Raw genomic sequence first — 23,128 nt, 5'->3', positions numbered from 1 at the left:
TGTAGTTGACTTTTGCCATTGTTTTACCTTTTTGGGGTTGCGCAATGAATATAGTAGCTTATGCTACCCTCTTATTAAACTCCTGCATGGTCCAGCTCGGCCTCTTCACTATTCGTACTCCGGAGCGATCCAGTCCTCGGGAATCGGGGGATCGTCGCGATCCGAATTGCCGTAGTTGAAGAACGAGCCGGCCTTCCATTTCGAGACGGAACCCATCACGGCCGGAGTGCACTTGCCACCCAGGCAGCCGGTCACCTTCATCAGCAGCTGGTTGCCGTAGACATCCCACGTTCCCTGCTTGAGCGCCTTGTTCTCGTTGCCCTTGAAGGCCTTCACCTCGAAGGTGCGGTCGGTGCGCAAGTCAAGAGACCAGGCGAGGCCGCCTTCATCGGACTCCCATTCGCCCTCGAGATCGGCCGCAGGCACTTCGTTATACTTCAATTCGCTCAACGTGCACGAGACATCTTCCGCTGATATAGTCAACGTCTTATAATCCGAACTTACGGAAGCCGACACCAGCGCATATACGGCACTGCTATAGAATAGCGGGCGCATCAGGAGTTTGCCGCGGTGGATGTCGTAATATCCGGCAGACCAGGATACAAGAGAATCGTTCGTTTTTTCGGCATTGCGGACAACATCGGTAGCCACATAGCGGCCCTTATAGAAGCTATAACCCGTAAAGGTATTCTCGCCGGTCTTGCAAAAGAGTTCCTTCGATGCAAGGCTGTCGCCGTTCCAGACTACCGAGGAATTCTTCTTGACGGAAGTCTCGCCAACATCCTTGTATTCCCCGCCATCCAGGGAATACTGCAGCTGGTCATCCTCGTTCACGATAAATCTCATGGAGTGGTCGGAATCCTTCTCCACCAGTTTTTCCATGGACTTAATCGCATCGTAATCTATCTTGATAGAAGTAATGGCACCCTGGCTGAATTTCAGCACGCCATCATCGAAATCGGACGGGGCGGCAAGCCATGCCGTATCGGGAATCCAGAGAGAGAACAAGCCGTGCTTCTCGCCCGTCGCTAGGTAGATGTCGCGCCCGAACAGGCCCTTGAGGGTCATATTCTTCTCGAGGTCGTCGAGGGTGGCCGCGCGTGCACCCTTGGGAATATCCTTCGAGACAGACGAAGAAGACTCGTCTTCAGTGACCGACGAAGATGATTCGGTCTTTTCGCCCGGGGAAGAAAGAATATCGTCTTCGGTATCGGACGGAGAACTGTCGCCACAGGCGAACAACGCTAACGACGCGGCGGCAACACCCGCCAACAGGAAAGAATGCTTCATATCATATCCTCTTTTACAGGGAATATACTTTCTTTTAGGGCAAAAATGCAAAAAAAAGCAAAAAAACAGGGCTAGAGAGCCTTTTCCGGGTTATAATCGAGGTCTTTTCGCGCGTTTTCGATGTCAGGAACTGCATCGTAGAGGAATCCGGCCAACGCCTGCTCGGCAGAAACGCGCCGTCCGCCAATCCAGTTCCGGAGTACCGCAAGCCTTTTCGCAATCCACCAGGGCAGCGGAACCATCAGGTGGCGTTTCCCCGCAGTTCGCAAGATGCGCGCCGCCATCCCGGCCATCGTCATGACCTCCGGGCCCGCAAGCGCATACGTATTCCCGATAGCCTCGGGAGCAAGGCCCGCGGTAGCAATGCCCTTCACGAGGTCGACACTCCGGACGGGCTTCTTGCGCGCCGTACCGCCCCCCGGGAGCGGGTAGACCGGGAACCTGCAGACAAAGTCCGCATACATCCTGAATTCCACGCCCCCGCCGTCACCAATCACGAGGGTCGGCCGCACGATGGTCCAGTCGAGCCCGGATTCCCTTACCGCAGATTCCCCCGCAAGCTTGCTTGCCCCGTAGGGCGTGAGCACCGGGTAGGTGACCGAAATGCTGGAGACATAAAGCAGGCGATGCACGCCCGAATCCTGGCAGGCAGAAACCACGTTGCGCGTTCCGCCCGCATTGATGCGTTCGAACGCGGATGCATCCCTCGAAAGGAGAATTGCCGCCAGGTGGAAAACGCAGTCCACGCCATCGAATGCGGGCCGGATGGAGGCGTAGTCGGCGACATCGCCATAAACAACTTCTACGCCTTCCGGGAGCAAATCCACGCCGGTATCGCCCGGGAGAGTCAGGACGCGCACACACACTCCGCGTGCCTGAAGTTCCCGGCAGAGCGCCTTCCCTACGACGCCTGCACCTCCCGTTACAAGGACCTTCATCAGGTTTCCAGCATGTAACGGAGGTCCTGTACCCTTCGCGCCAAAGCGGCGTCGGATTCCATCATGGATACAAGGGACCTTATGGCGGCGATTACCGTGGAATAATCGCGATTAAAAATCTTCCCCACTTCGATTTCGGTTTCGCTCGTGAGTTCGCGGCAGAGGAACATGGCCACCTTGCGCGGGATGGAGGCCCCCCTGTCCTGGCGCTTCGACGTGAGCACCACCATGTCGACATTGAACGAAGCGGCGACCGTTTCGCTGATGTTCTTCAGCGTGAGTGTCGCACCGTCATTCTGCGGAGATACAAGCAACTGCTTTACACAATACAGGCTCAGTTCCACGCCGTTCAGGCTGTGCATCGCATCGAGCCAGTTCAGCGTCCCTTCGATAAGGCGGAAGTTCGCACGCGGCGGGATGGAGAGGAACCTGCAGATTTCTTCGCGGTCGTCGCTTGCAAACGGCAAACGTTCCGACTTCTGGCGGATGACTCCCATACGCGTGTTCAGGTCGGGCTGGTCGACGCCCACCGCCACGCAGTTCTCGAGATGGTTCAGCAGGGCGGAGGTCAGCTCGGCCACGTCGGAATCGTTCGACGGGCGCGCACCTTCGGCAAGTCGCTTGAACGATGCGGGCTTGCGGTCGCTCGAGAGCAGCACCAGCTTGCCCTCGTTACGCATCTTGTTTATCGTCTTCGCGAGGAATTCCTGGCAGTAGACGCTCTTCTTGAGCAGTTGGATGTCGTCGATGACGAGCACGTCGCATTTCGAATAAAGTTGCTGGAACCTTTCGGCCAGTTTGTCGCGGAGTTCCCAGTTCTTCGCCTTCGCCGCCTCGAACACCGAAACCGTATCGCGCAGAAAATCGTACGCCTGGCGATAGACGACACGGAACTCGGGCCTATCCTGCACGAGCTTCGCCGCCACCGCCTGCAAGAGGTGGGTCTTGCCGAGGCCCGACGCACCGAAAACCAGCAGCGGGTTCATTCCCTTGTCGCCCGGGTTCTCGGCCGCGGCGAGGCATGCCTTGTATGCCGTAGAATTGCACGAGCCCACGACAAAGTTATCGAACGTATAGCGCGCATACATCGGGGAACCGAGAGCGCGGTTCTTGCGCGGGCGCGCAGGTGCAGCCGGACGCTTTACCGCAGGCTTTGCCGGCGTAAACTTCATCTCGGGAACAGGTGCGGACACAGCACGGAGGATCACGCGGTAATCGACAAACGCGCTACCCATGACGCTTGCAAACGCCTTGCGCAAAAGGGAACCATAGTGGCTATCGAGCCAGGTTTCACGGAACTTGTCAGGAACAGACAGGCAGACGATTCCATCTTCCATACCTTCGTAACTCACGGTATCGAGTATGGCCATGCCGAAATCGTTGCACTGGGAACGCACGTAGTCGAGCACGGACTGCCAGGGCGACGCTGATAAATTCAATAAGGTAACAGTATTTTCCACAATAAACCAGTAAAAACGAGAGAGGCAACTATTGGGTTGGGTCAAAAAAAATAGATAACGGCCCCTGCCGAAAAGTTCCTCTTTCGTAAGGTTTTTATAAGCCCCCCGAAAAAAGCCCAAAAACGGCATTTTGCCCCCCAAAAAAATTTATTACCGCTTCAATCCCCATTTTTGGGGTGTTTAATCACGCAGGAATCAAACTATCATCCCTACCCAAAGCACAACATATCAACAGAAAAATTTTGAACTATCCCTTGACAAAGAAAATAATGAACAAATTAGCACTATTTTGCCAAAAATCGCCATTTTTTGTCAAATTTCGGCAATTTTAAAGGTACAAAATTTCGTAACTCGTTGATATTGTTGTCGTTATGTGAGTTTAAAATATTATTTTTTGCAGAAAACGATATAGAAGTCATCCACATGGCAGGCATCCCATTCCGGGGATTCCCGGAGAACGCCCAGAAGTGCTCCCCAGCGGGCATAAAAACGCAGCGGAAACACGGCCCGGTCGACCCCCAGCGAGTCCGCGTCGCGCAGGAACGTTTCGGGCTCGCGGGCATAGCTCAGGTAGCGCGCGAAAAACTCGGCAGATTTCAGGATAAACCGACCATCCATATATACGGAGTCGCGCGGATTCACGAAGGCCAGGTAACCGCCCGCACGGTCATCGTTGAAAAGGCGACCCTCATGCGGGTGTTGCGCCATCCAGGCGGCCGCATTCACGGGCACGCGCTGGTAGGCAACCATCGTCTTGTCGTATGATGTTAGCGACTTTACCCAGAAGCCAAGCAGAATTGCAAGGATTACGATAGAAACTATTTGAGAGATCTTGGGACTAAAAGAATGTGGAATGTGGGATGTGTAATGTGAAATGCTTGGGGCGGGATGATGGATAAAGGCGGAAAGGAATACGGGGAAAAAGAGTACGAAGTTCCTTTCGGCCACAAGCGCAAGCACCGCAGTCACAAACAACGTTGTCCAAAGCACAAGCTTTTCGCGGCTACGGACTAGCCTCATGACGGCATATACCGCCCCGAAAGCAACGAGTACGACCATCAAGGCACTTGCAAGCACGTTTTCACGGGCAAGGAGGAGCGTTAGCGGGCTACGGTTCTCGGCGATTTCACTCGCAAAGATTGCGGCAGAAGGCGTGAGGCCGAGCAGGCGGTCGAGAAGCCCGAACGGGTAGAGGAAAAGCCGCAAGCCATCTTCGTGCAAGAAGGGCATCACGAACAGGAGCGCGACAAATGCGGCGGGCACAGCAACCGAGGCAACTTTCCGTGCGGGCAAGCGCGCAGGCCGGTTCCTGTACAACACATGTGCAAGGCACAGGAGCGCAAAGAGCGGGCCCAATATGTACAGCCCTTGGAACCTGCACCAGAGCCATTGCAATACGAGCAGGGCGATTGCGACAAGGCATGTCTTTGCGCATTCCGCGGCACGTTTATCGCCAGGTGTCGCCTTTTCGCCCGCAACAAGCCGGGCAAGCAGCCACGGCACCGCGTTCCAGTACACTCCAAGGAACAGCAGCGTAAATACGACCGGGCGCATCTCCATCTGGTAACGGAATACGAAGAGCAACACTGCCGAGGCTGCAACCGCGAGCGGATTACCGAATACGCGGGCATTCCTTCCCCGCCGCCCGACCGCGGGCACCAGGAACAGCGCAAAGACGCTCCCCCACAGCACCGCCTTGAAGGCGACAAGCAGCGGGGCACCGCCGACGCAGTACACGGCGTACACCACCTGCTGAAAGTATTCGTGCACGTTCACCACGGGGCCACGCACCGGCGTCCACGCGGTTACCCACTCCCGCGCGCACGCCATGTGCCACCAGATATCGGTATCGGTCAGCGGGAAAACGGCAAACAGTACCGCAAGCAGGAGCAAAAGAATCATTCAAGCGTTCCCAGGAGAGAATCCAGGCGTGCAGTCAGCTGGCTAGCCCCCTTCTTGCAAAGATGGTCCATGTTGAACGCCATATCGGGGCCGTAGTCATGGTTCCCCATCTTGTGCTCATCCATAAGGATAAAGTTGGGGTACTCTTCCTGGTACGCGGCCAGGGCATCCACAATGTTCTGCGCCTCCGCGTGGGTCAAGCCGTACCTTCCGTACGCTTCCGTCGACCTGTATTCCGGATTCTGCGGGAACACGATTCCTATTACAGTCACGTTCTTCTCCCGTGCGCTCCTGATTATCTCCACCAGACGCAGCATGTTGGCGTTCAGCAAGGCAGGGTTCAGCGAGCACCAGTTCACATCGTAATCGGTAGTGGGTTCCGCCCAGTCCTCGCATTCGACAACATGATACCCGCGAGTCGGCATATACTGCTTGTTGTAAGGTTCCGGAGCATTTTCCGTCATCTCGAGCAACCCTTCCGGGTACCCGTCACTCCAGTAATCGTGATTCTCGTCGTACACGTATCCGGGGTAGTTCCTGTATTCCTTATAGAAGAAGTTGTCGTAGTCGTTGTCGTACGTCTTGAACCACATATCAATATCGAGCGAAATCACCAGGTACTTCACCTTCTTCATGTGGAGCAACACGTAGTTTTCGAACAGGTAGTCCGAAACGAAAAGCGAGTTCGGCACGTTGGAAAGGTTCACCGCGAAGGCATTCTTTATCTGGCCGGGATCGAGACCGGCCTGCGGGCGCGAGGAACCGAGAATCACGAGGTCAGCCGAGTCACGGAACTTCCAGAGGTTTTCCATCGCGACGCGTATGCTCGCTGCCGCGGCAGAGCCCTGTGCCACGTAATACACGCCCGCACTGTCCGGAGAAAGGCCCGCATCTTCATCAATCACGCTGGTAGACTTCACCCACACGCACGGGTGCCAGATTTCTTCGCCCTTCAATATCTCGGTAACTTTCCCGCTGGAAAGGTCAACCAGCGCGACCTTCTCGTGCGCACCATTGGTATTCACGAGTGTCGCCACGAGCAGGTTCGGCGTCGAGGAGGTTCGCCCGATGGCCCATTCCGTATGGTCGAACGAATAGCCCGAAGGAGCGGCCACACTCGCGACAAGTGCACCCGTGCTGTCCATCACCAGCAGGCGTTCGTGGACCGCATACGACTCACCAACAAATTCGCGGCCTGTCGCCGATGCAAAATCGAGGAACGCCGTACGTTTCGAACCGTCCTTCGAGAGGCTCGCATTGCACGCCTGCTCGCCATTGTACCACACCGTATCGCGGGCGTCGATGTATGTGTTTGCACCCGCCTTCGCAATGTGCGCACGCAGGAGCCTTGCACCCGTAACAGCAAGCCGGCCGTCATCGCTTATGCCTCCATGATACGCGCCGTCAAAAAGTTTTTGCGGTTCGCCGAACTTGCCTCCCGAAAACTTCACCTGCCAGGTAGACTTCACTCGGAAGGATGATTCATCCTTGTTGTTGCCCGCATCGCTCACGTACACGATTGCCGTATCGCCGTTCTCGAGAACGCGCCAGCGCGGAATTGCTGCCGATTCCACATCGAGCTTCACAAGCCCCGTTCCCGAATCGTCGAGGTCGCGCACGTACAAAGCGGACTTTCCGGAAACACCCTCAAGGCCCGTGCAGAATGCAACACGCATGCCATCGGGCGATATGTCGGGGTGGTAAACCTGCATGGTGTCCGCGATTTCGTGAACCAGGTAACCCGCGACAGAATAGTCGATATACGCGAGATTCCCCGTAACGTCGTTACGGAAAGCAAACTTCGTCTTGAAAGTTCTCGTAAGCGAGCGCACCGTATTCGCCATCACGAGCGACGAAAAGCCGCCACCTACCGTAGGTTTCTCCGTCCCTTCAAACCACGTGGCAGCCGGGATATTCCCGAAGGCGAGCCTGAACCCGACATAGTTCGTCCTCGAAGCGGATGTAGTCGTATAGACATCCCCGCGCGTGACAAGCCCGACCGTCGAGGGTCCCTGCCTGTACGAGCCCCCCTTCAGCACCCGCTCCCCCAAGGGGCCGCCATCGGTAGCCCCCACATAGTTTGTCACCAGCGTGTCCTTGAAATTTCCCAGCCAGTCGTTCACCCATTCCATCGCGTTCCCCGCCATATCGCAGAGGCCCGCAGCACTTTCGGGGAGGGAGCAGACGGCGTGAAGGGTATTGCCCGCATTGCGCGACGTCCATGCATTTTCGGTATTCCATCCAATCCCTGCAGCATACACCCATTCCGCTTCCGTCGGAAGCCTGAACGCATCAACCGTCGGGTCGAACTTCAGGTCAGACAATCCCGAACAGCCTTCCTCTCCAAAAGATGCAACCGCATAGGTATAGGCGGTATCGTAGCCTTGCCGTTTCGACATCTCGTTCGCGAACAGGACTGCATCGAAATAGCTCACGTTCACTACCGGCAACGAGTCGCTTTCGCAATCCGGCAGATTAGCATAGGCGTCATAGTCCTTCAATACACTCCTGAAATCCCCGCAGGTCACCTCGTTCTTGCTGATATAGAACCTGTAATCGAGCACCACGTCCATCGAAGGCTTCTCGTTTGTTTTGGCCTTCTCGTCATCGGAACCGAGAGTCACCATCTTGTCCTTATCCGCGAAAACGACAAATTCCATCGAGCCGAACTTCTTTGTATCCGCAGAATCATCCGACACGGAATCCGCATTGGAACACGCCACCAGAGAAAGCAGGCTCGGCAAAACCAAACACAGCATCCACAACACAAGCAACTTATTTCTTTTCAACCGTTACTCCTTCCCCAACGTCTTTAGCAGTGAATCCAGGCGATGCGTCATCTGAACTGCGCCATCAAAGGCAAGATGGTCCGTATTGAGCGCCATACCGTCGGTGTAGTCATGCGCCCCCATCCTGTTTTCGTCCATCACGTAAAAAATCGGGTATTCCCCTGCAACCGCTCGCACGGAATCCAGCAGGGCACGGGCTTCGCCCCGCAACAGGCCATAGCGCCCGAACGAACCCGTTTCACTATACCGGGGGTTCTGCGGGAAAACGATTCCCACCACGGCAACGCCCTTCTCGCTTGCTGCCGCAACAAACGAGCGCAGGCGCTCCATTTGCCACCCGACAATTCCGGGCTTCGAGGAGAGCCAGGCGGAATCGATTTCTACAAGAGGTTCTCCCCAGGAGGCCGCACTGTTGTAGTGATAGCCGCGGCTCGCATAGAATACATTCCTGTTTTCCTCGCTTGCAGGGTACGACTCGTTCACGAAATCCACGAGCGATTCCGGCACGTCGGATTTCCAGAAGTCGTGATTCCTGTCGTAGGCGTAGCCGGGAGCCCCGGAAACGAGTTCATCCGTATATTCGTCCGCAATCTGCCACAGGTCAAAGTCCAGCGAGAACACGACCGCCTTCAAATTCCTCGCGTGATTGAGCGCGTAGTTGCGCGCCACGTAGAACGAGGCGTCCATCGAGTTCATCGGGTGGCCCATGTTGAGCGCAAACCCCGCAGTAAGCGAATCCGGAATCAGCCCGTCCTCGACACGCGAACTGCCCACAAAGATGTATTCGAGCCTCTCCACGTTGTTCCAGAAGAGTTCCATCTTCACGCGGAGCGCCTCGTGCGAGGCGTCGAGCCCCGGCACAAGATATGCGCCCGCACTATCTGGGTCCAGGAGAGCATCTTCAGAAGGAGAAACCCCTTGTTTCGCCCACAAGGCGGGGTGCCAGAGTTCATCGCCCTCGGCTAGTTCCACGATGGAAGAATCCGCGAGATTCACGACCGCAATCTTTTTGTGCGCACCGTCATTGTTTGCAAGTGTTGCAACGGCAAGCGCGACATTCCCGCTACCCGCCCATTCGCTATGGTCAAACGAATAGCCCGCAGGGGCGGCAACAGACTGCACCAGGTTGCCGGTAGAATCAAGCACCAGCATACGTTCGTGCGTCCCGTAGTCCTCGCCCACAAATTCATGGCCCGTCTCCCCGCCAAAATCGAGAAACAGCGTGCGTTTGCTGCCGTCCTTGGCAAGAGACGCGTTGCAGGCCTGCTCGCCATTGTACCACACCGTATCGCGGGCATCCCCGAACACCGTCGAACCGGGTGAAGCGATTCGCGCTCGCAGGAGCCTTGCGCCGCTCACCGCGAGAGTCCCGTCATCGCTTATGCCACCATGATACGCGCCGTCAAAAAGTTTCTCGGGTTCGCCAAACTTGCCGCCCTTGAAAGACACCTGCCAGGTAGATGACGCCCGGAAGGTTGCTCCGTCCTTGTTGTTGCCCGCATCGCTCACGTAGACAATCACCGTATCGCCATTCCCGAGTACGCGCCAGCGCGGTATGGCCGCAGATTCAACACGAAGTTGCACAGGGCCCAGGCCAGAGCCGCCAAGAGAACGCACATACACAGAAGACTTCCCGGAAACGCCCTCAAGCCCCGTGCAATATGCGACAAACCTTCCATCGGGAGATATGTCCGGATGGTACGCGCCGTAGGTATCCTGCAATTCGACAACGGACTGGCCTCCCGTAGAATAGTCCACATATGAAAGGAAACCCGTAACGTCGTTACGGAAAACAAGCTTGCTCCGGTATGTTCCCGTAAGCGCCCTGATTCTCGTGGAATTCGCCAGCGGAACAACTCGGCTTTCAGCCGCATAGCCATCGCGTCCGATCCAGGCGGGTTCGGGAATTGCTCCGAACGCCAGGCGGAACCCAACATAATCGGCACGGGTAGAAGACGTCACCGTATAGACATCGCCACGGGTGTATAGCGCAATCGAGGACGCAGCATTGCGGTAGCTGCCTCCCTTAACGACGCGCTGTCCAAGCGTTCCCCCGTCCGATGCGCCAACGAGATTCCTGTACCTCGACGAATTGTAGTTGCCAAGCCAGTCATTCACCCACTCCATCGCGTTCCCAGCCATGTCACAAAAACCGTCTTTTGCAACCTTCCCGCATACGGCATGCAGGCTATAACCCGAATTTTCGGCAGTCCAGCCATCCTCGGCATTCCAGCCCTGGCGCGCGGCAAGCACCCATTCGGCTTCGGTCGGGAGTCTATATGCATCTATTTCCGTGTGGAACGCAAAGCCCTCCAGATTCGTGCAATGATTCCCCGCATCAAAGCTGGCCGAGGCGTAAGTATAGGCGGTATCGAGACCTTCGGCCTTGCTGCGGGCGTTGGCAAAAAGTACCGCATCGTAGAAAGTAATGTCGGTCGCAGGAATGTCACCGTTTTCGCAGGCCAGTTCGAGACCAGCCGCTCCTTTCATCAGCGCGTTAAATTCACCACAAGTCACTTCATGACGACCCATCGAATAGTCATAAGAGAATTCTGCAATGGAAACAGGACGGTCGATCGGGCGGGAACTTTCATCCGAGCCCAAAATTACCGATGCGCCAGCAGCCCTTACACGGAGCATGCCTTCGAGAGTATCAGAGGCTATTTCGACCGATGCGGAATCTGCCGGGTCGTAGGGCATTTCCGAATTCGAACACGCACCCATGATGCAACACAGGAAAGCGCTCGCCAGGGCAAACGCACTCCGTACACCAAAAATGGCCTCGATGTTAGACACGGGTCGCATATCCCTAAAATAGATTTTTTAAAGGCGTGAGCCCACTAGAACTTGTCGGGAAGGCGGCTCTTCGCTATTTTCTGGTTCTCGGAGATTCCCGGATACTCGGGGAAAAGGTCTCCAGCCAGCCGGTACCAGCGCAGCGCGCGAGTCGGTTCCGTTTCTAGATACAAATTTCCCATGTCGAATGCGGCTAGGCCCGTAAACTGCGCAGGCGTAAGCGGTTTGAATTCAAGGCCGGTCCACCGACCCGCCTTGTACTTCTCGCGGTAATCCTCATCCGTGTAGGTATAGCCACGCCGGTTGGGTTCCAGGTTCACCGTTTTTGACGCAGATTCTGCCAGCACGCGGCCGTCATCCTTGCCGTAGCGCAAATAAACGTGCCCCGGCAGGAGAATTACCTCAAGCGGAATTCCGCGGGCTTCGGCGACCATCATCGCTAGCCACGAAAGCCCCATGCAGCCCGACTTCCGGGTTTCAAGTACCCGCAGCGGGAGTACCGCATCGTGGACGATGGACGCCTCGCCCGCCCCCGCAAATTCAATGTTCCAGAATTCCCACAGGAGAGCCTTCAGCGATGCAAGCGTATCGCCTGTTACAGACAAACTACTATCATAAAAAGCAAGACCCTCGTGCCAGTCGCGAACACTGTCAATACACGCGGGTGCACGGTTCTCGAACGTGCACGCCATCTCGGTATAGCGCACGTTTTCAGGGCGGCCCGTCCACAGCACAAGCGTGAGCGAAACCGCCAACAGCACGACTAGCAGAGGCCAGAAAAATCGGGAGAATATCGACGAGAGGCGTGCAAGCATCTTACCTTAGCGCGTCCCATTCCATCGGGGACTGCCAGAAATCGCGCGCGGTCATCATGTAGACGACAAGCCTCTTGCTCTGCATATCCTTCTTCATCTTCATCATGCGGTGGTAAACGCCCGGGCCTCCGCCCCAGCTGGTAAGCACCTGCACGTCGAGCCCCGTCGCATAGGCCAGCAGGGAACCCGGCCCGCCGCTCTTCTGGTCCACGGACTCGAACACGCCCGTAAAGGAATCCCCCATCAGGAGAATCGGCGCATTCTTGCCGCCCTTGTAGGGTTCTGTACCCTTGAAGATTTTCATCGCGGGCAACGTATCTGCAGTGTACTTCGCCTTCTCCGCATCGGGCAGGTGCGCCACCAGGTCGCCCTCGCGCATTGTCGTCGTCTCCTGCATGTTGAGCGAACCCGGCTTCGCTCCGGCATCGCCGTACCAGCTGTACTGCGTCACGCGGGCGGCAAGCTGTTCCATGGCGGCAAGCATGCCGGGGAGCGACCAGTGCGTATCGTAGCGCTGGTAGCTAAAGTGCGGGGGTTCGTCGCCCGCCTTGGCCGCCATGAGCGCCGGGTAAATGTCAAGCACGTCAAGCCCGGCGGCAAGCATCTCGCGGGTAAACTCGCGGCCCGCGGGGTTCACGCAGAGGTCGGCAGGCGTCCCTGCCACAAGGCGCTCGGCGTAAATTTCTTCCTTCACGGGAACGGGAACCACAAGCAGCTGCACCCCGATGGAATCCAGGTAGTGTTTAAGTTCCAGCAGGCGCGGGAGCGGGTTGTGCAGGCTATCCTGCCCGGTTATCTTGTCTGCAAGCAGGTAGTTTGCATTGCGGCGGAACCAGAGGAAGCTTTCCGCGGGTGTCGCTCCCGCTGTCGCCCAGGCGTTCTGCTCCTTCGGGAGTTTCGCAAGCGTATTCTCGAGCGTAGCGCGGAACTTCGCGGTTTCCGCATTCGCGGGGCAAGAGCCTTCCAGCGAGGCAAGCGTCTGCAGGCGCGCATCGGAGGTCGTGTCGAGTGCGCGGTTCACCGGCACCACCTCGCCCGCCGCAGCAAGCGAATCGGCAACAGCCTGTGCACGGAGTTGCTCTTCCGAAAGAACAAATGCTGGAACCTCGAACGCTACCCAAATGGGGCTCCCCATCGGGTTTCCTCGCATTACAGCAAAGGGGGCTTCTACGGCGGGTGAATCATTCGTCAGAGCCCAGCGCGCGCCGGGAGTATGCGGTTCCAGGTCGGTATTGAGCGTCGGGTACCAGTACGAAGAAAGCCTACGAGCCCAGTTCATCGCATCGTCAAGGTTCATCTCCGCCGTAATGTAATGGTTGAGAACCTCGGCGGTCTCTCCACGCGACACAAACTTCAACTTCGCAAAAAATACGGTACGGCCAGTCCAAATTGCCGGCAAGATTTCAGCCCACCATTCGACCGTTCCGTCACTCATCGGAATCCCCCAAAAACGGCCTACCGTCTGGAATGCGCGGAAAACATCAGGTTCTCCCCACTTAACCGCCTCCACAGCACTGAGCACCTTCGCAAGCGAATCGTCTCCGGTCTGCGCATAGAGAATCTTGGAAAAGGGTTCCCATGCCAAAGGTTGGTGGCCCGAAACAACTGCGGGTTCGGATTCCGAGAGAAGGTCCAACATGGGGAACGGGTATTCAGCCAGTTTCGCGTTCGCCATTAATCCCTTATAGTTTTCAGGCTTTTCATCCTTGCCCGCCAAACGAATGGGATTATCATAATAGGCGGCAAAATCGAGCGCAGCAAGCGTCGGTTTATCAACAACGCGCACTTCTTTACGCGCATCATCGCCAACCGCATCGGAGAGCCTCATCGAAAGTACGCTCACCGGAGCAGCAACCGCAGGAAGTACCGTCGGTCGCGACGATTGCGTTTCGGCAGTAACCTCCGTCGCAGGTTTCGGGGTATCACCCGAAGCACAGGCAAGCAGGGCAAGCGAAAAAGATGCAAACACAACGCCCGCTAAAGCGCCGTTCCTACGCAAAAAATTACGGGTCATAGGTTCTCCCGGTTACCTTATGTCTTGTTAGAATCTTCACCGTGGCCCGATTCCTTGGCCTTCAAGGATTCGATACGGCGTTCCAGAAGTTCCTGCACCTGCGGGAGGAGCGAGCCCTTCACGCGTTCAAGGTACAGGCACTGCAGCTGAATCATGCGGTCGCGATGCCTTCCCGCGTGTTCCTGAATCCAGTTGCTTACCGCCGCCTGGCGGTTTTCGAGTTGGCTTCGCAGCGTCTGCTGGATAAACGTTCTCTGGACTTCCATGTAGCGCTGCATGTTGAAAGGGAGGCGGTACGTGCGTATAAACTGCTTCAAAAGTTCCAGGAGCGAAAGCCCCTGCCCCTTGTGGGCATCGACAAACTTCTTCAAGTCATCCAGATGATCCTTGAAAAAAGGCACGATTGCCTTATCATCAATCTGGTAAAGCTCTAGTTCGTCCTGTTTCTTTGTCGCTTCGTCGACTGCCATACTTATAATTTACGTTTTCAGCGATTCCCGCGCTGTGATATTCTTTACAAAGAACCCAAAAACAGCCTTTTCTGTGTCCTTTAGCACATTTCCCTGTAAAAAAACACGCCCTTCCGTACCCGGGTTCAACCGGTCGGCGGCAGCGCCCCTGAAATCGAGCAGGCTATCCACCTCGCAGCGGCACATGCCCGAAGGGGTCATCAGTTCGAGCGTATCGTCCATGCAGAAGGGGTTCTTCACGTTCACGCGGCAGGAATTTGTCGCGGGGTCGTAATCGAGCACCTGGGCAGCAACGCACCCGCCTTCGGCAGCCACATGGGTAGACTCGTAATTCTGCGGGAGCGGTCCACGCAAAAAGCCGGGCATGAACCCGCGGCCATCCACGAACTTTATCGCCCTGCGGGATTCCTGTGGCACAAGTTCCGGTGAAGCCTCGGCACCACCTTCCAGCGACCCGTGAACGGCATCGATTGCCATGCGGTAGGCGCGTACCACCTGCGAGAGGTAATAGACCGAGCGCGTACGTCCCTCTATCTTGAAGGAATCGAGCTCGCCCTTCACCAGCTCGGGGATAACATCCAGCGCACACAGGTCGCGACTGCTCATGAAGTAGGTTCCCCAGGTATCCTCGTCGAGCGCTACCGGAGGGAGTTCCGGGCGGTCCGTGCGTTGCAGGCTGAACTCGCCCTCGTGCTCGCGGTAATCCTCGACCTGCGGGCCGGAGTTGGCATACAGGCGGTAAGGCATGCGGCAGCTGTTGTCGCAGGCACCCTGATTCGCATCGCGGTGGGTCACCCAGTTGCTGAGCATGCAACGGCCCGACATGGCCATACACACCGCCCCGTGAACGAACACTTCCAGTTCAAGGTCCGGCAACTTTTCCTTTATCTCTAAAATTTCAGACAAACGAAGTTCTCGGCTCAATATGATGCGGCGCACCCCCAAGTCGTGCCAAAACTTTGCGGCCAGGTAGTTCGTGGTATTCGCCTGCACCGAGAGGTGTATCTCCACATCGGGGCGTTCCTTCCGGAGCCAGCCCACAAAACCGGGGTCAGCAACAATGAGGGCATCGGGCTTAAGTTCTATCGCCGCAAGCAGGGCCTTCTGGAACGATTCCACCTTCACGTTACGGGGAATCACGTTGCTCGTGAGGTAAAACTTCTTCCCGAGTTTTCGCGCATACGCAATGCCTTCGGCGAGATCGTCCAGGTTCTTGAACCCGTTCTCGCGGGCACGGAGAGAAAACGCAGGCTGCCCCGCATACACGGCATCCGCGCCGTATGCATAGGCATACTTCATGCGGGTCAAATCGCCCGCAGGCGCCAACAATTCAGGCTTTTTCATCCGCACTACCACTTGAATCCGGCACGCAGGTAAACCTTGCGGTCGTCAATGAAGGTGATTTCGCCCATAAAGCTCACGTATTGCCCCTCATAGCTTATCGCGGGCGTGAGCGAGTACTGCATTTTCGCACCATCGAGGAACTTCTTGTGAATCTTCATGTGGTTGTGGTGCGGGGTCGTATCGTTCACGGCACTCCCGTAATCCGTCCCTTTCCAGAACCAGGTATTGCGAACCGATGCAAATATATGCTTGTCGAGCCGCCCGTACACGGTCCAGTCGATGGTCTGGCTATTGGGGCCACCCTGGTTCCCGAGCGGGTAACCGAGATGCGCCATCTGGGCGGTGTTCTTTATAAAATGCGAGTAAACATAAGGTTCTACACGGGCGTATTCGGCAATCGTACCGGCCTCAATCCTGTGCCCCTTGAGATAGAAGTCATGGCCCGCCTGCAAACCGGCCATCCAAGCCCACTTCGCCTCGATGTTGTCGTTTTTCACGAGGCTAATCGGGGATTCCATGTCGTCCAGGAAGAATTCCGTGTAAAGGCGCACGGTATTAAAGAGCCTGTAGTTAAAGTCCATCGCCAAGGCACCGTTGTTACTGCTCTCGGAATAGTTGCCTTTCTCCATAAAGAGCGGTACAGTCGGCACAAAGAGCCAGGGTTTCAGGTTATCGTAAAGAATCGTAAGTTCGCTGATGCCAAACGTGGCGTTCCCGACAGCAAGTTCATAGCGGTGACCGAATATATTGCGGGTTTCATCCTTGTTCTTGTCACTCATGCTGCCATAAATACGCAGGTCGCCGTAAAAACTGAATACATGGAGAGGTCCGAGCTGCAAATCCACAGAAAGCATATTGTACGGGAGCGCGAACTGGTTCAACGTCAGGTTGTTGTAATAGCCCGGACCCCAGTGCAGCACGTCGCGGGCAAGGTCCACGCGAATCCAGTCGTAATTGAACGCGAAGTGCGTACGGTAGCGAGCGTAACTCGTGTACTCCATGCCGGAATTGTTTTCTTCTTTCTGGAATTCTAGGAATTCGCGGTCCCACGATTTCGGGTACGAGGCAGAATGCCCTTCGTCATAGATGCGCGCATCGAGCACGAATTCTAGAGAATCCGCGTAGCCACGCAGGTAGACACCTCCATCGATTCCCGGCCAGATGGTATCGCCGAGAGTTTCTCCCCCGCGGTAGTCAATACCGCCAACGACGCTTGTCGCAATCGCAATCGACGGGAGTTTCGTCTGGAGTTCGTTCTTTACGCGCACGCACGCCGTATCACCGTCGTGGCACGTCATATCGATTCCGTGCCCCGATATGGCGCCGCCCCGCATGTTGTCGTAATACAGGAGCGCCTTGCCTTCCGTTTCGGCAAAGTGCCGGATAAACGAGGTATCGCGCTGCGGGTAGGCAAAGAACTGCCTGCCCTCCCCGACAGTCTGCCGGTGGTATTCCAAAAGCATCGGCGCCATCTCGAGCGTGCGCAGGTTACGGGAGTGTTCCGTACCGATTACGGGCGAACCCGCAACCGCTTGCGTAGAAAGCAACGTCGTGGCTACAAGAGCCGTAAAGGCGTATGTGCGTGATTTTACAAGAATCATAACCGCAATTTAGTTTTTTTTAAACTGTACGCAGAATGTTGTCAAAAACGCAACAGGTCTTTTTTGACCCGATTCGTTCCGAACGGAACAAAAGCCCCCGATAACTTTTTCGTATTTCAAAAAAAATCGCAAAAATTACCCCAAATTTGAATTGCAACAAGGTAATTTTTTAAGAAGACAAGCCCATCCCGGGTTGTTTGGAAAAAGGGATGTTTATCATGAAAACAAATATTAAAAATGGACTCACAATTTCTAGCCTGATTGCGTTCGGGCTCCTCGCAGGCTGCTCCGACGACAGTTCCAGCGTTCAGTCTCCCGCAACAGGCGATTCCGGAACAGATTCGGCAGAAGCTACAGCAAACATCTGCAACGCAGACGGATACACCGGCTTCTACGCCGCCGACGGCGCGACCATCATGTGCCTCGACGCAAACGGCAGTCTCGCCTTCTGGATTAACCCGGACGGCACTATCGGCACACCCGTAGAAGAGGTGCCCGCAAGTTCCGCGGCAACGGATATCCCGCAGGATCCGGGCACAACGCCGCTGCCTCCCGAAGATGCACCCGTCATTCCGTCTTCCGCATCTACCACATGCGATGCAGGCACGGCCACCTTCCTTTATAAACTCGCGAATGTTTCTTACTACCGCGACACCGATGGAGCAACGTTCTTCTTCGACAGCGATTGCAACAAGCAATTCCTGACAGAAATCGTCGTGTCGTCCTCATCCGAAGCCACAATCGAAGTTGCAAGTTCCAGCAGTACCACAGGCGACAACCCGTACAAGCCCACGTCTTCGGCAGGCACCGAAACGAGCAGTGCAAGCGTTGTCCCGGTTGTCGAGCCCTCCAACGGGAACACACCCGTGATTACCTACGCCGCTAGCGGTGCAAGCGTAGCAAACAACAACAATTGCGTCGAGGTGAACGGCGGCGAGGTCGTAATTACCTGCGCGGGCGACTACGACTTCAGCGGTTCCTACACGGGTAACGACGCTCAAATCCGCGTATACTCTCCCAAGAGCGACAGCGGCGTATACCTGAACCTGCGCGGGCTCACGCTCACGAACAATGCCGATGCCGTCATCTACGTGCAAATGGCAAGCAAGGTGTTCGTCGTCGCGAAGGCCGGCACCGAGAACACGCTCTCCGACGCAAGCACCCGCACCAAGGCATTCACCTACGTGAACGCGAACGGCGAAACGAAGGTGGATACGACCGGCGCCTGCATCTACGCGAAGGACGACCTTACCATCAAGGGCGAAGGTTCGCTGACCGTGAAGGGCAACTACAACAACGGCATCCACACGAGCAACGACCTGCGCTTCCGCGGCGAAACTACCGTAAACGTGACCGCGAAGAACAACGGCCTGAAGGGCAAGGGACTTGTTGACATCGAAAAAGGCACCATTACCGTCAAGGCGACTAGTGGCGACGGCATCAAGAGTGACGAATACGCCGTGAACGGCAACGACACGGTTATCGTCGAGGGCAAGGGCATCGTAAGCATCACCGGAGGCACGATTGACATCACCGCAGGCGACGACGGCATCCAGGCGTTCAACAACATCATCTTTGATGCCGGGACCGTGAAGGTCAACGCCTCCAACGACGGCATTCATAGCGAGCAGAACGTGCAAATGAACGGAGGAACCATCTCGGTCACCGCAGGCGACGACGGCATCCATGCAGATTCCGCACTGCACCTCGCAGGTTCTACCGTGAATGTCGAGAAGGCCGTGGAAGGCATGGAAGCCTTCTACATCTTTGCAGAAGGCGGCATCACCGCGACATACGGCACTGACGACGGCTGGAATGCGGCAGGCGGTTCTGCCGACCCGGGCACCTCCAGCGGTTCCCAGTGGGGCGGCTTCGGCGGTGGCGGCATGCAGAGCAGCAGCAAGGGCTACATCGTCATCACCGGCGGCTACCACTACATAAGCGCCTCGGGCAACGACATCGACGTGCTCGACGCGAACGGCACGGCAAAGCAGAGCGGTGGTGTAGTCATCGTAGAAATTCCTGCAAGCAGCGGCGGCATGGGTGGCGGCAGCAGGCCCGGCCAGAGCGGCAGCTCCGGATCTTGTTCCACCAATATGGCAGGCGGCCTCATCGATACCGACAACGGATTCACCATTACGGGCGGAGTGTTCCTCGGGTTCGGTAGCCAGACTGAAGAATACCCGAACTGCACAGCCACATCGTACACCGCAGGTACGGCCTACGGTAGCGCAAGCGCGGCATTCGCCCCGAAGGGTTCGGGCAGCATGATCCTCTATGGCGGTTCCGTGACCTCCGTAGCGCAAGTAAATACCAGCGGCATGCAGACGGTCGAATTCCCCAACGGGCTCAAGTACTACTACAAGTAGCGAAAGTGATTTAAATCACACCCGCAAAACTGGCGAAGCTTTTTTTGAGTAAAAGCCTTCGCTAGCCACCCCAAAATTACTATACTTGTAATACTCCAAACCAACCCCAAGGCCAGGCAATGCTCTGCACTGCCTGGCTCCTTTTTTAGGCTCAAATCAGGCCAAAAGCCTATATATTCATGTCATTTTGGTGACCATGCGTCCACACCCCATCAAAAAAAGGTAATTTAATAGTGTATGGTACCCCAGAACGAGGTCTCAATGTATTCTTATCGCATTTTTTTGAGCTTTTTGTGCTGTCTCGCACTTTCTGCGTACGCCCAGGTGGAATTCCCGATGGGTTCAGACGTTGTCAATGTGAAGGAAGAACCGTATAACGCGAAGGGCGACGGCAAGACCGACGACACCGAGGCCATCCAGAAGGCTTTGAGCGACCATCCCGACGGCGACTTCATCATCTACCTGCCCCATGGCATCTACAAGATTTCATCCGCACTTACCTGGCCCACCGCCGACAAGCCCGAAAAGGACTACCGCCGCACTATCCTCCAGGGCGAAAGCATGGGCGGTACCATCATATCGCTCCAGGACGACGTTCCCGGATTCGAGAACCCCGACTTTCCGCAGGCAGTCATCTACACGGGCGACGGCCCCAACGCACGCCAGCGCAACTCCATCCGCGACCTGACCCTCCGCACAGGCAAAAAGAACCCGGGCGCCATCGGTATCCGCTTCAACGCCTCGGTGCAGGGCACCATCAACAACGTGAAAGTCGCATCGGGCGACAGCGCAGGCGTTATCGGCATAGACCTCGGTTTTACCGAAAATATCGGGCCCCTGCTCCTCAAGAACGTAGAAGTGGACGGGTTTGACGTGGGTGTCTATACCGCGGGCAAATCGAACAGCATGACGTTTGAGCACGTGACGCTCGGTGGCCAGAAAAAATTCGGTCTCGACAATGACAACCAGATGCTCGCCATCCGCGGACTGCGTTTCAAGGGTTCGACCACGGCGGTCTACAGCCACGGGCCCGACGCCTCCATGGTATTCGTGGACGGCACCCTCGAATACGACCCCGGCAAGAAAGCGGCAAAAGGAATTACCGCCATCGTGAACGAAGGCGAGCTTTTTGCACGCGCGGTCGTCGTAAGCAAGTTCAAATCCAAGATCAAAAGTACCAAGAAGGCCTACAACGAATCCTTCAGCAACACTGAGATTGTCGAGTTTTCCACGCAAGAAAACCACCAGCTCTGCCACAGCCCCAAGCAGGCCATGAAACTCGCCGTCACCGAGACACCCAACAAGGCAGAACAGAAGTCCATGTACTGGACATCCATCACCGGCGAATACGGCGGCAAGGCAAGCGACGGTTCCGACGATTCCAAGGCAATCCAGGACGCCATTGACGACGGTGCCGAAACGATATTCTTCCCGCCGGGAGGCCGCTGGACCATCAACCGCGACATCTACCTGCGCAACCGCATCCACAGGCTTATCGGTACCGAAGGCAAAATCGACGGCAAGGGAAAGTTCATCATCGAAGACGGCGCATTCGTCGATATCACCATCGAGAGGTTCTCCACATTCGCAAGCGGCATTACCAACCGCTCCAAGCGTACCGTGGTGCTCAAGAATATGTACGTGAAATCCTACGAATCCGACGACTTCGCCACAGGCGACATCTTCCTGGAAGACGTTTCCGTCGGCACGATTCGCACGAATTTCCAGCGTCTGTGGGGCCGACAGGTCACCATGGTCGGTGACACGAAGGGCCCGAAGATTTCGAACAACGGCGGAAGCATCTGGATTCTGGGCCTTACCGCCCGGGACGGCAACACGGTCCTCCACAACTTCAACAAGGGCTTTGCAGAACTCCTGGGCGTCAACGTCATCGCAAGCGACAAGGCGAAGAACAGCCCGATGTTCATCAACGACAACTCGAGCATGTCCATTGCAGGCCTCAAGGAAACGCTTACCCGCGGGAACCCCTACTCGAAAATCGTAGAGGAATCCCGCCAGGGCTCTAAGGTCTACGCGCTCAAGAACACAGACCTGCCCCACAACGAGACGGGCGGCGTGATGATGGCGCTCTACACGGGATATGCTCCCAAGCAGGGCCAGAATGAGCCGCCGAAACCTTCGATGGACAAGGAGCACATCCTGGTACAGCCGGGCAAGCTCCACCTGCAAGGAAACGTGGAAGACGACGGTCGCGGCGACGGTCTGTGCCGCGTGCCCGTGGCATGGCGCAAGGGCGCGGGCCCCGGAAAGGTATCCTTCTCGGACTCCACCGAGTACGAGACCGACGTGACGTTCACCGCCAGCGGGCGATACAATTTGCTGTTCAACGCCAATGACGGCTACCAGGACAGGACAGATACAGGCAAGGTCTACGTGTTCGACAAGCGATACACGACGCTAGACCATTCCGGCGACAATATCCCGAGCGGGCGCGGCGCCGATGCATGGATTTCGCAGTTCGACAACTACACGCCGCACAGCACCGACGAACACCTGCGCGTGGCGAACGACCAGAACGATGCCGGAAAAATTTACCTCAAGTACGACCTGTCCGCGCTCCCGGGCCCGCTGTTCGATGCGGCCCTCAAGCTGGAATTCGACGCAGATTCCATCAAGAAGCCCGTACAACTGAACATCTTCGGCCTCAAGGAAACGAGCAAGGAGATGAATTTCGGCGAAGACAAGCTGGGTGTCGACTGGAAGAGCGACGAACTCACCTGGGAAAACGCGCCCGCGAACCTCCAGCAGGCGGGCGGGCAATTCAACATCCGCAAGAACTCCGGTGGCGGCATCGACACCAAGTACGCGGACTTTATCGGCATTATTACGATTAACCCGAAGGCACCCCTCGGCGCGTTCCTGCGTACGCCCGCCCTTACGGAATTCTTCAAGAGGAAGCACGCATCGGGACTCTACACGCTTATCCTTACCGCCGTGGAACCCGGAGAGACGTTCATCAAGTCGAGGAACGCGGGCAAGAACATGGCACCCGCGCTCTACGTGGGCTACTACGACAATTCCCGCTCCGTAGGTGGCGAGGCGATGGATGGCGGTTACACCCTCACGAAGGTGAACATCGACATCGTGAACCTGGAATGCAACTTTGACCTCACCGTGGGCTACCCGCAGTTCGTGCAGATTGAAATCCTGAACGAATCTGGCAAGCGCATGCTTACCGTCGCTGCACGTGAACTCGCCGGCGAAAAGAAGACCAACTTCAAGTTCAAGGCAAAGGCCTTCCCCACCGGCAAGTACACCCTCAAGATTATCGGCGAGGCCTTCACCGCCGAACAGAAATTCTTTATCCTCAACTAGGACC

General features: G+C 56.3%; 13 protein-coding genes. 2 read left to right on the top strand and 11 right to left on the bottom strand.

From position 1 onward, the window contains the following. Positions 1 to 108 precede the first annotated feature (108 nt). The 11 genes from BUB22_RS09575 to BUB22_RS09525 all read right to left on the bottom strand — a co-directional run bounded on the left by BUB22_RS09575 (position 109) and on the right by BUB22_RS09525 (position 17,419). Positions 109 to 1,290, bottom strand: coding sequence for a hypothetical protein (locus BUB22_RS09575; RefSeq protein ID WP_073114935.1), 1,182 nt, complete (start codon positions 1,288 to 1,290; stop codon positions 109 to 111). 71 nt (positions 1,291 to 1,361) lie between these two features. Next, a complete protein-coding gene (locus BUB22_RS09570) occupies positions 1,362 to 2,228 on the bottom strand; it encodes an NAD-dependent epimerase/dehydratase family protein (RefSeq protein ID WP_073114934.1) in 867 nt (288 codons plus the stop codon). Then, the gene (locus BUB22_RS09565) at positions 2,228 to 3,688 is read right to left on the bottom strand and encodes a DnaA ATPase domain-containing protein (RefSeq protein WP_073114937.1); all 1,461 of its coding nucleotides are present in this window, start codon (positions 3,686 to 3,688) and stop codon (positions 2,228 to 2,230) included. The genes BUB22_RS09570 and BUB22_RS09565 overlap by 1 nt, the downstream gene beginning before the upstream one ends. 387 nt (positions 3,689 to 4,075) lie before the next feature. Continuing rightward, positions 4,076 to 5,590 carry a hypothetical protein gene (locus BUB22_RS09560; protein WP_073114933.1) on the bottom strand — a complete coding sequence of 505 codons (1,515 nt, stop codon included), beginning with the start codon at positions 5,588 to 5,590 and terminating at the stop codon, positions 4,076 to 4,078. Further along, positions 5,587 to 8,349, bottom strand: a complete 2,763-nt coding sequence (locus tag BUB22_RS09555) for a TIGR02171 family lipoprotein (RefSeq protein WP_073114932.1) — start codon at positions 8,347 to 8,349, stop codon at positions 5,587 to 5,589. The genes BUB22_RS09560 and BUB22_RS09555 overlap by 4 nt, the downstream gene beginning before the upstream one ends. A 33-nt stretch (positions 8,350 to 8,382) precedes the next feature. Next, entirely contained in the window at positions 8,383 to 11,184 is a 2,802-nt protein-coding gene (locus BUB22_RS09550; RefSeq protein ID WP_073114931.1) for a TIGR02171 family lipoprotein, read from the bottom strand. A 35-nt stretch (positions 11,185 to 11,219) separates the two neighbouring features. Next, positions 11,220 to 11,990 (bottom strand): transglutaminase family protein, encoded by a 771-nt coding sequence (locus BUB22_RS09545; protein WP_073114930.1) that lies wholly within the window; start codon positions 11,988 to 11,990, stop codon positions 11,220 to 11,222. 1 nt (position 11,991) lies between these two features. Beyond that, the gene (locus BUB22_RS09540) at positions 11,992 to 14,004 is read right to left on the bottom strand and encodes an alginate O-acetyltransferase AlgX-related protein (protein WP_083535485.1); all 2,013 of its coding nucleotides are present in this window, start codon (positions 14,002 to 14,004) and stop codon (positions 11,992 to 11,994) included. A gap of 17 nt (positions 14,005 to 14,021) precedes the next feature. Further along, entirely contained in the window at positions 14,022 to 14,474 is a 453-nt protein-coding gene (locus tag BUB22_RS09535) for a hypothetical protein (RefSeq protein ID WP_072811468.1), read from the bottom strand. A 9-nt stretch (positions 14,475 to 14,483) separates the two neighbouring features. Continuing rightward, positions 14,484 to 15,818 (bottom strand): U32 family peptidase C-terminal domain-containing protein, encoded by a 1,335-nt coding sequence (locus tag BUB22_RS09530; RefSeq protein ID WP_073114929.1) that lies wholly within the window; start codon positions 15,816 to 15,818, stop codon positions 14,484 to 14,486. 5 nt (positions 15,819 to 15,823) lie between these two features. Further along, the gene (locus BUB22_RS09525; RefSeq protein ID WP_073114928.1) at positions 15,824 to 17,419 is read right to left on the bottom strand and encodes a hypothetical protein; all 1,596 of its coding nucleotides are present in this window, start codon (positions 17,417 to 17,419) and stop codon (positions 15,824 to 15,826) included. A 218-nt stretch (positions 17,420 to 17,637) separates the two neighbouring features. On the opposite strand from BUB22_RS09525, the gene BUB22_RS09520 reads away from it, so the two are divergent. Continuing rightward, complete coding sequence (locus tag BUB22_RS09520) at positions 17,638 to 19,788, top strand: carbohydrate-binding domain-containing protein (protein WP_254794706.1); 2,151 nt, start codon at positions 17,638 to 17,640, stop codon at positions 19,786 to 19,788. Between the two features lie 291 nt (positions 19,789 to 20,079). Next, positions 20,080 to 23,124 (top strand): glycoside hydrolase family 55 protein, encoded by a 3,045-nt coding sequence (locus BUB22_RS09515; protein WP_175547279.1) that lies wholly within the window; start codon positions 20,080 to 20,082, stop codon positions 23,122 to 23,124. Positions 23,125 to 23,128: the final 4 nt, after the last annotated feature.

Origin of the sequence: Fibrobacter sp. UWCM (assembly GCF_900129735.1) — a bacterium.
Lineage (GTDB): Bacteria > Fibrobacterota > Fibrobacteria > Fibrobacterales > Fibrobacteraceae > Fibrobacter.
The sequence above is the reverse complement of the archived record's forward strand: the minus strand, read 5'-3'. Positions and strand labels throughout refer to the sequence as shown.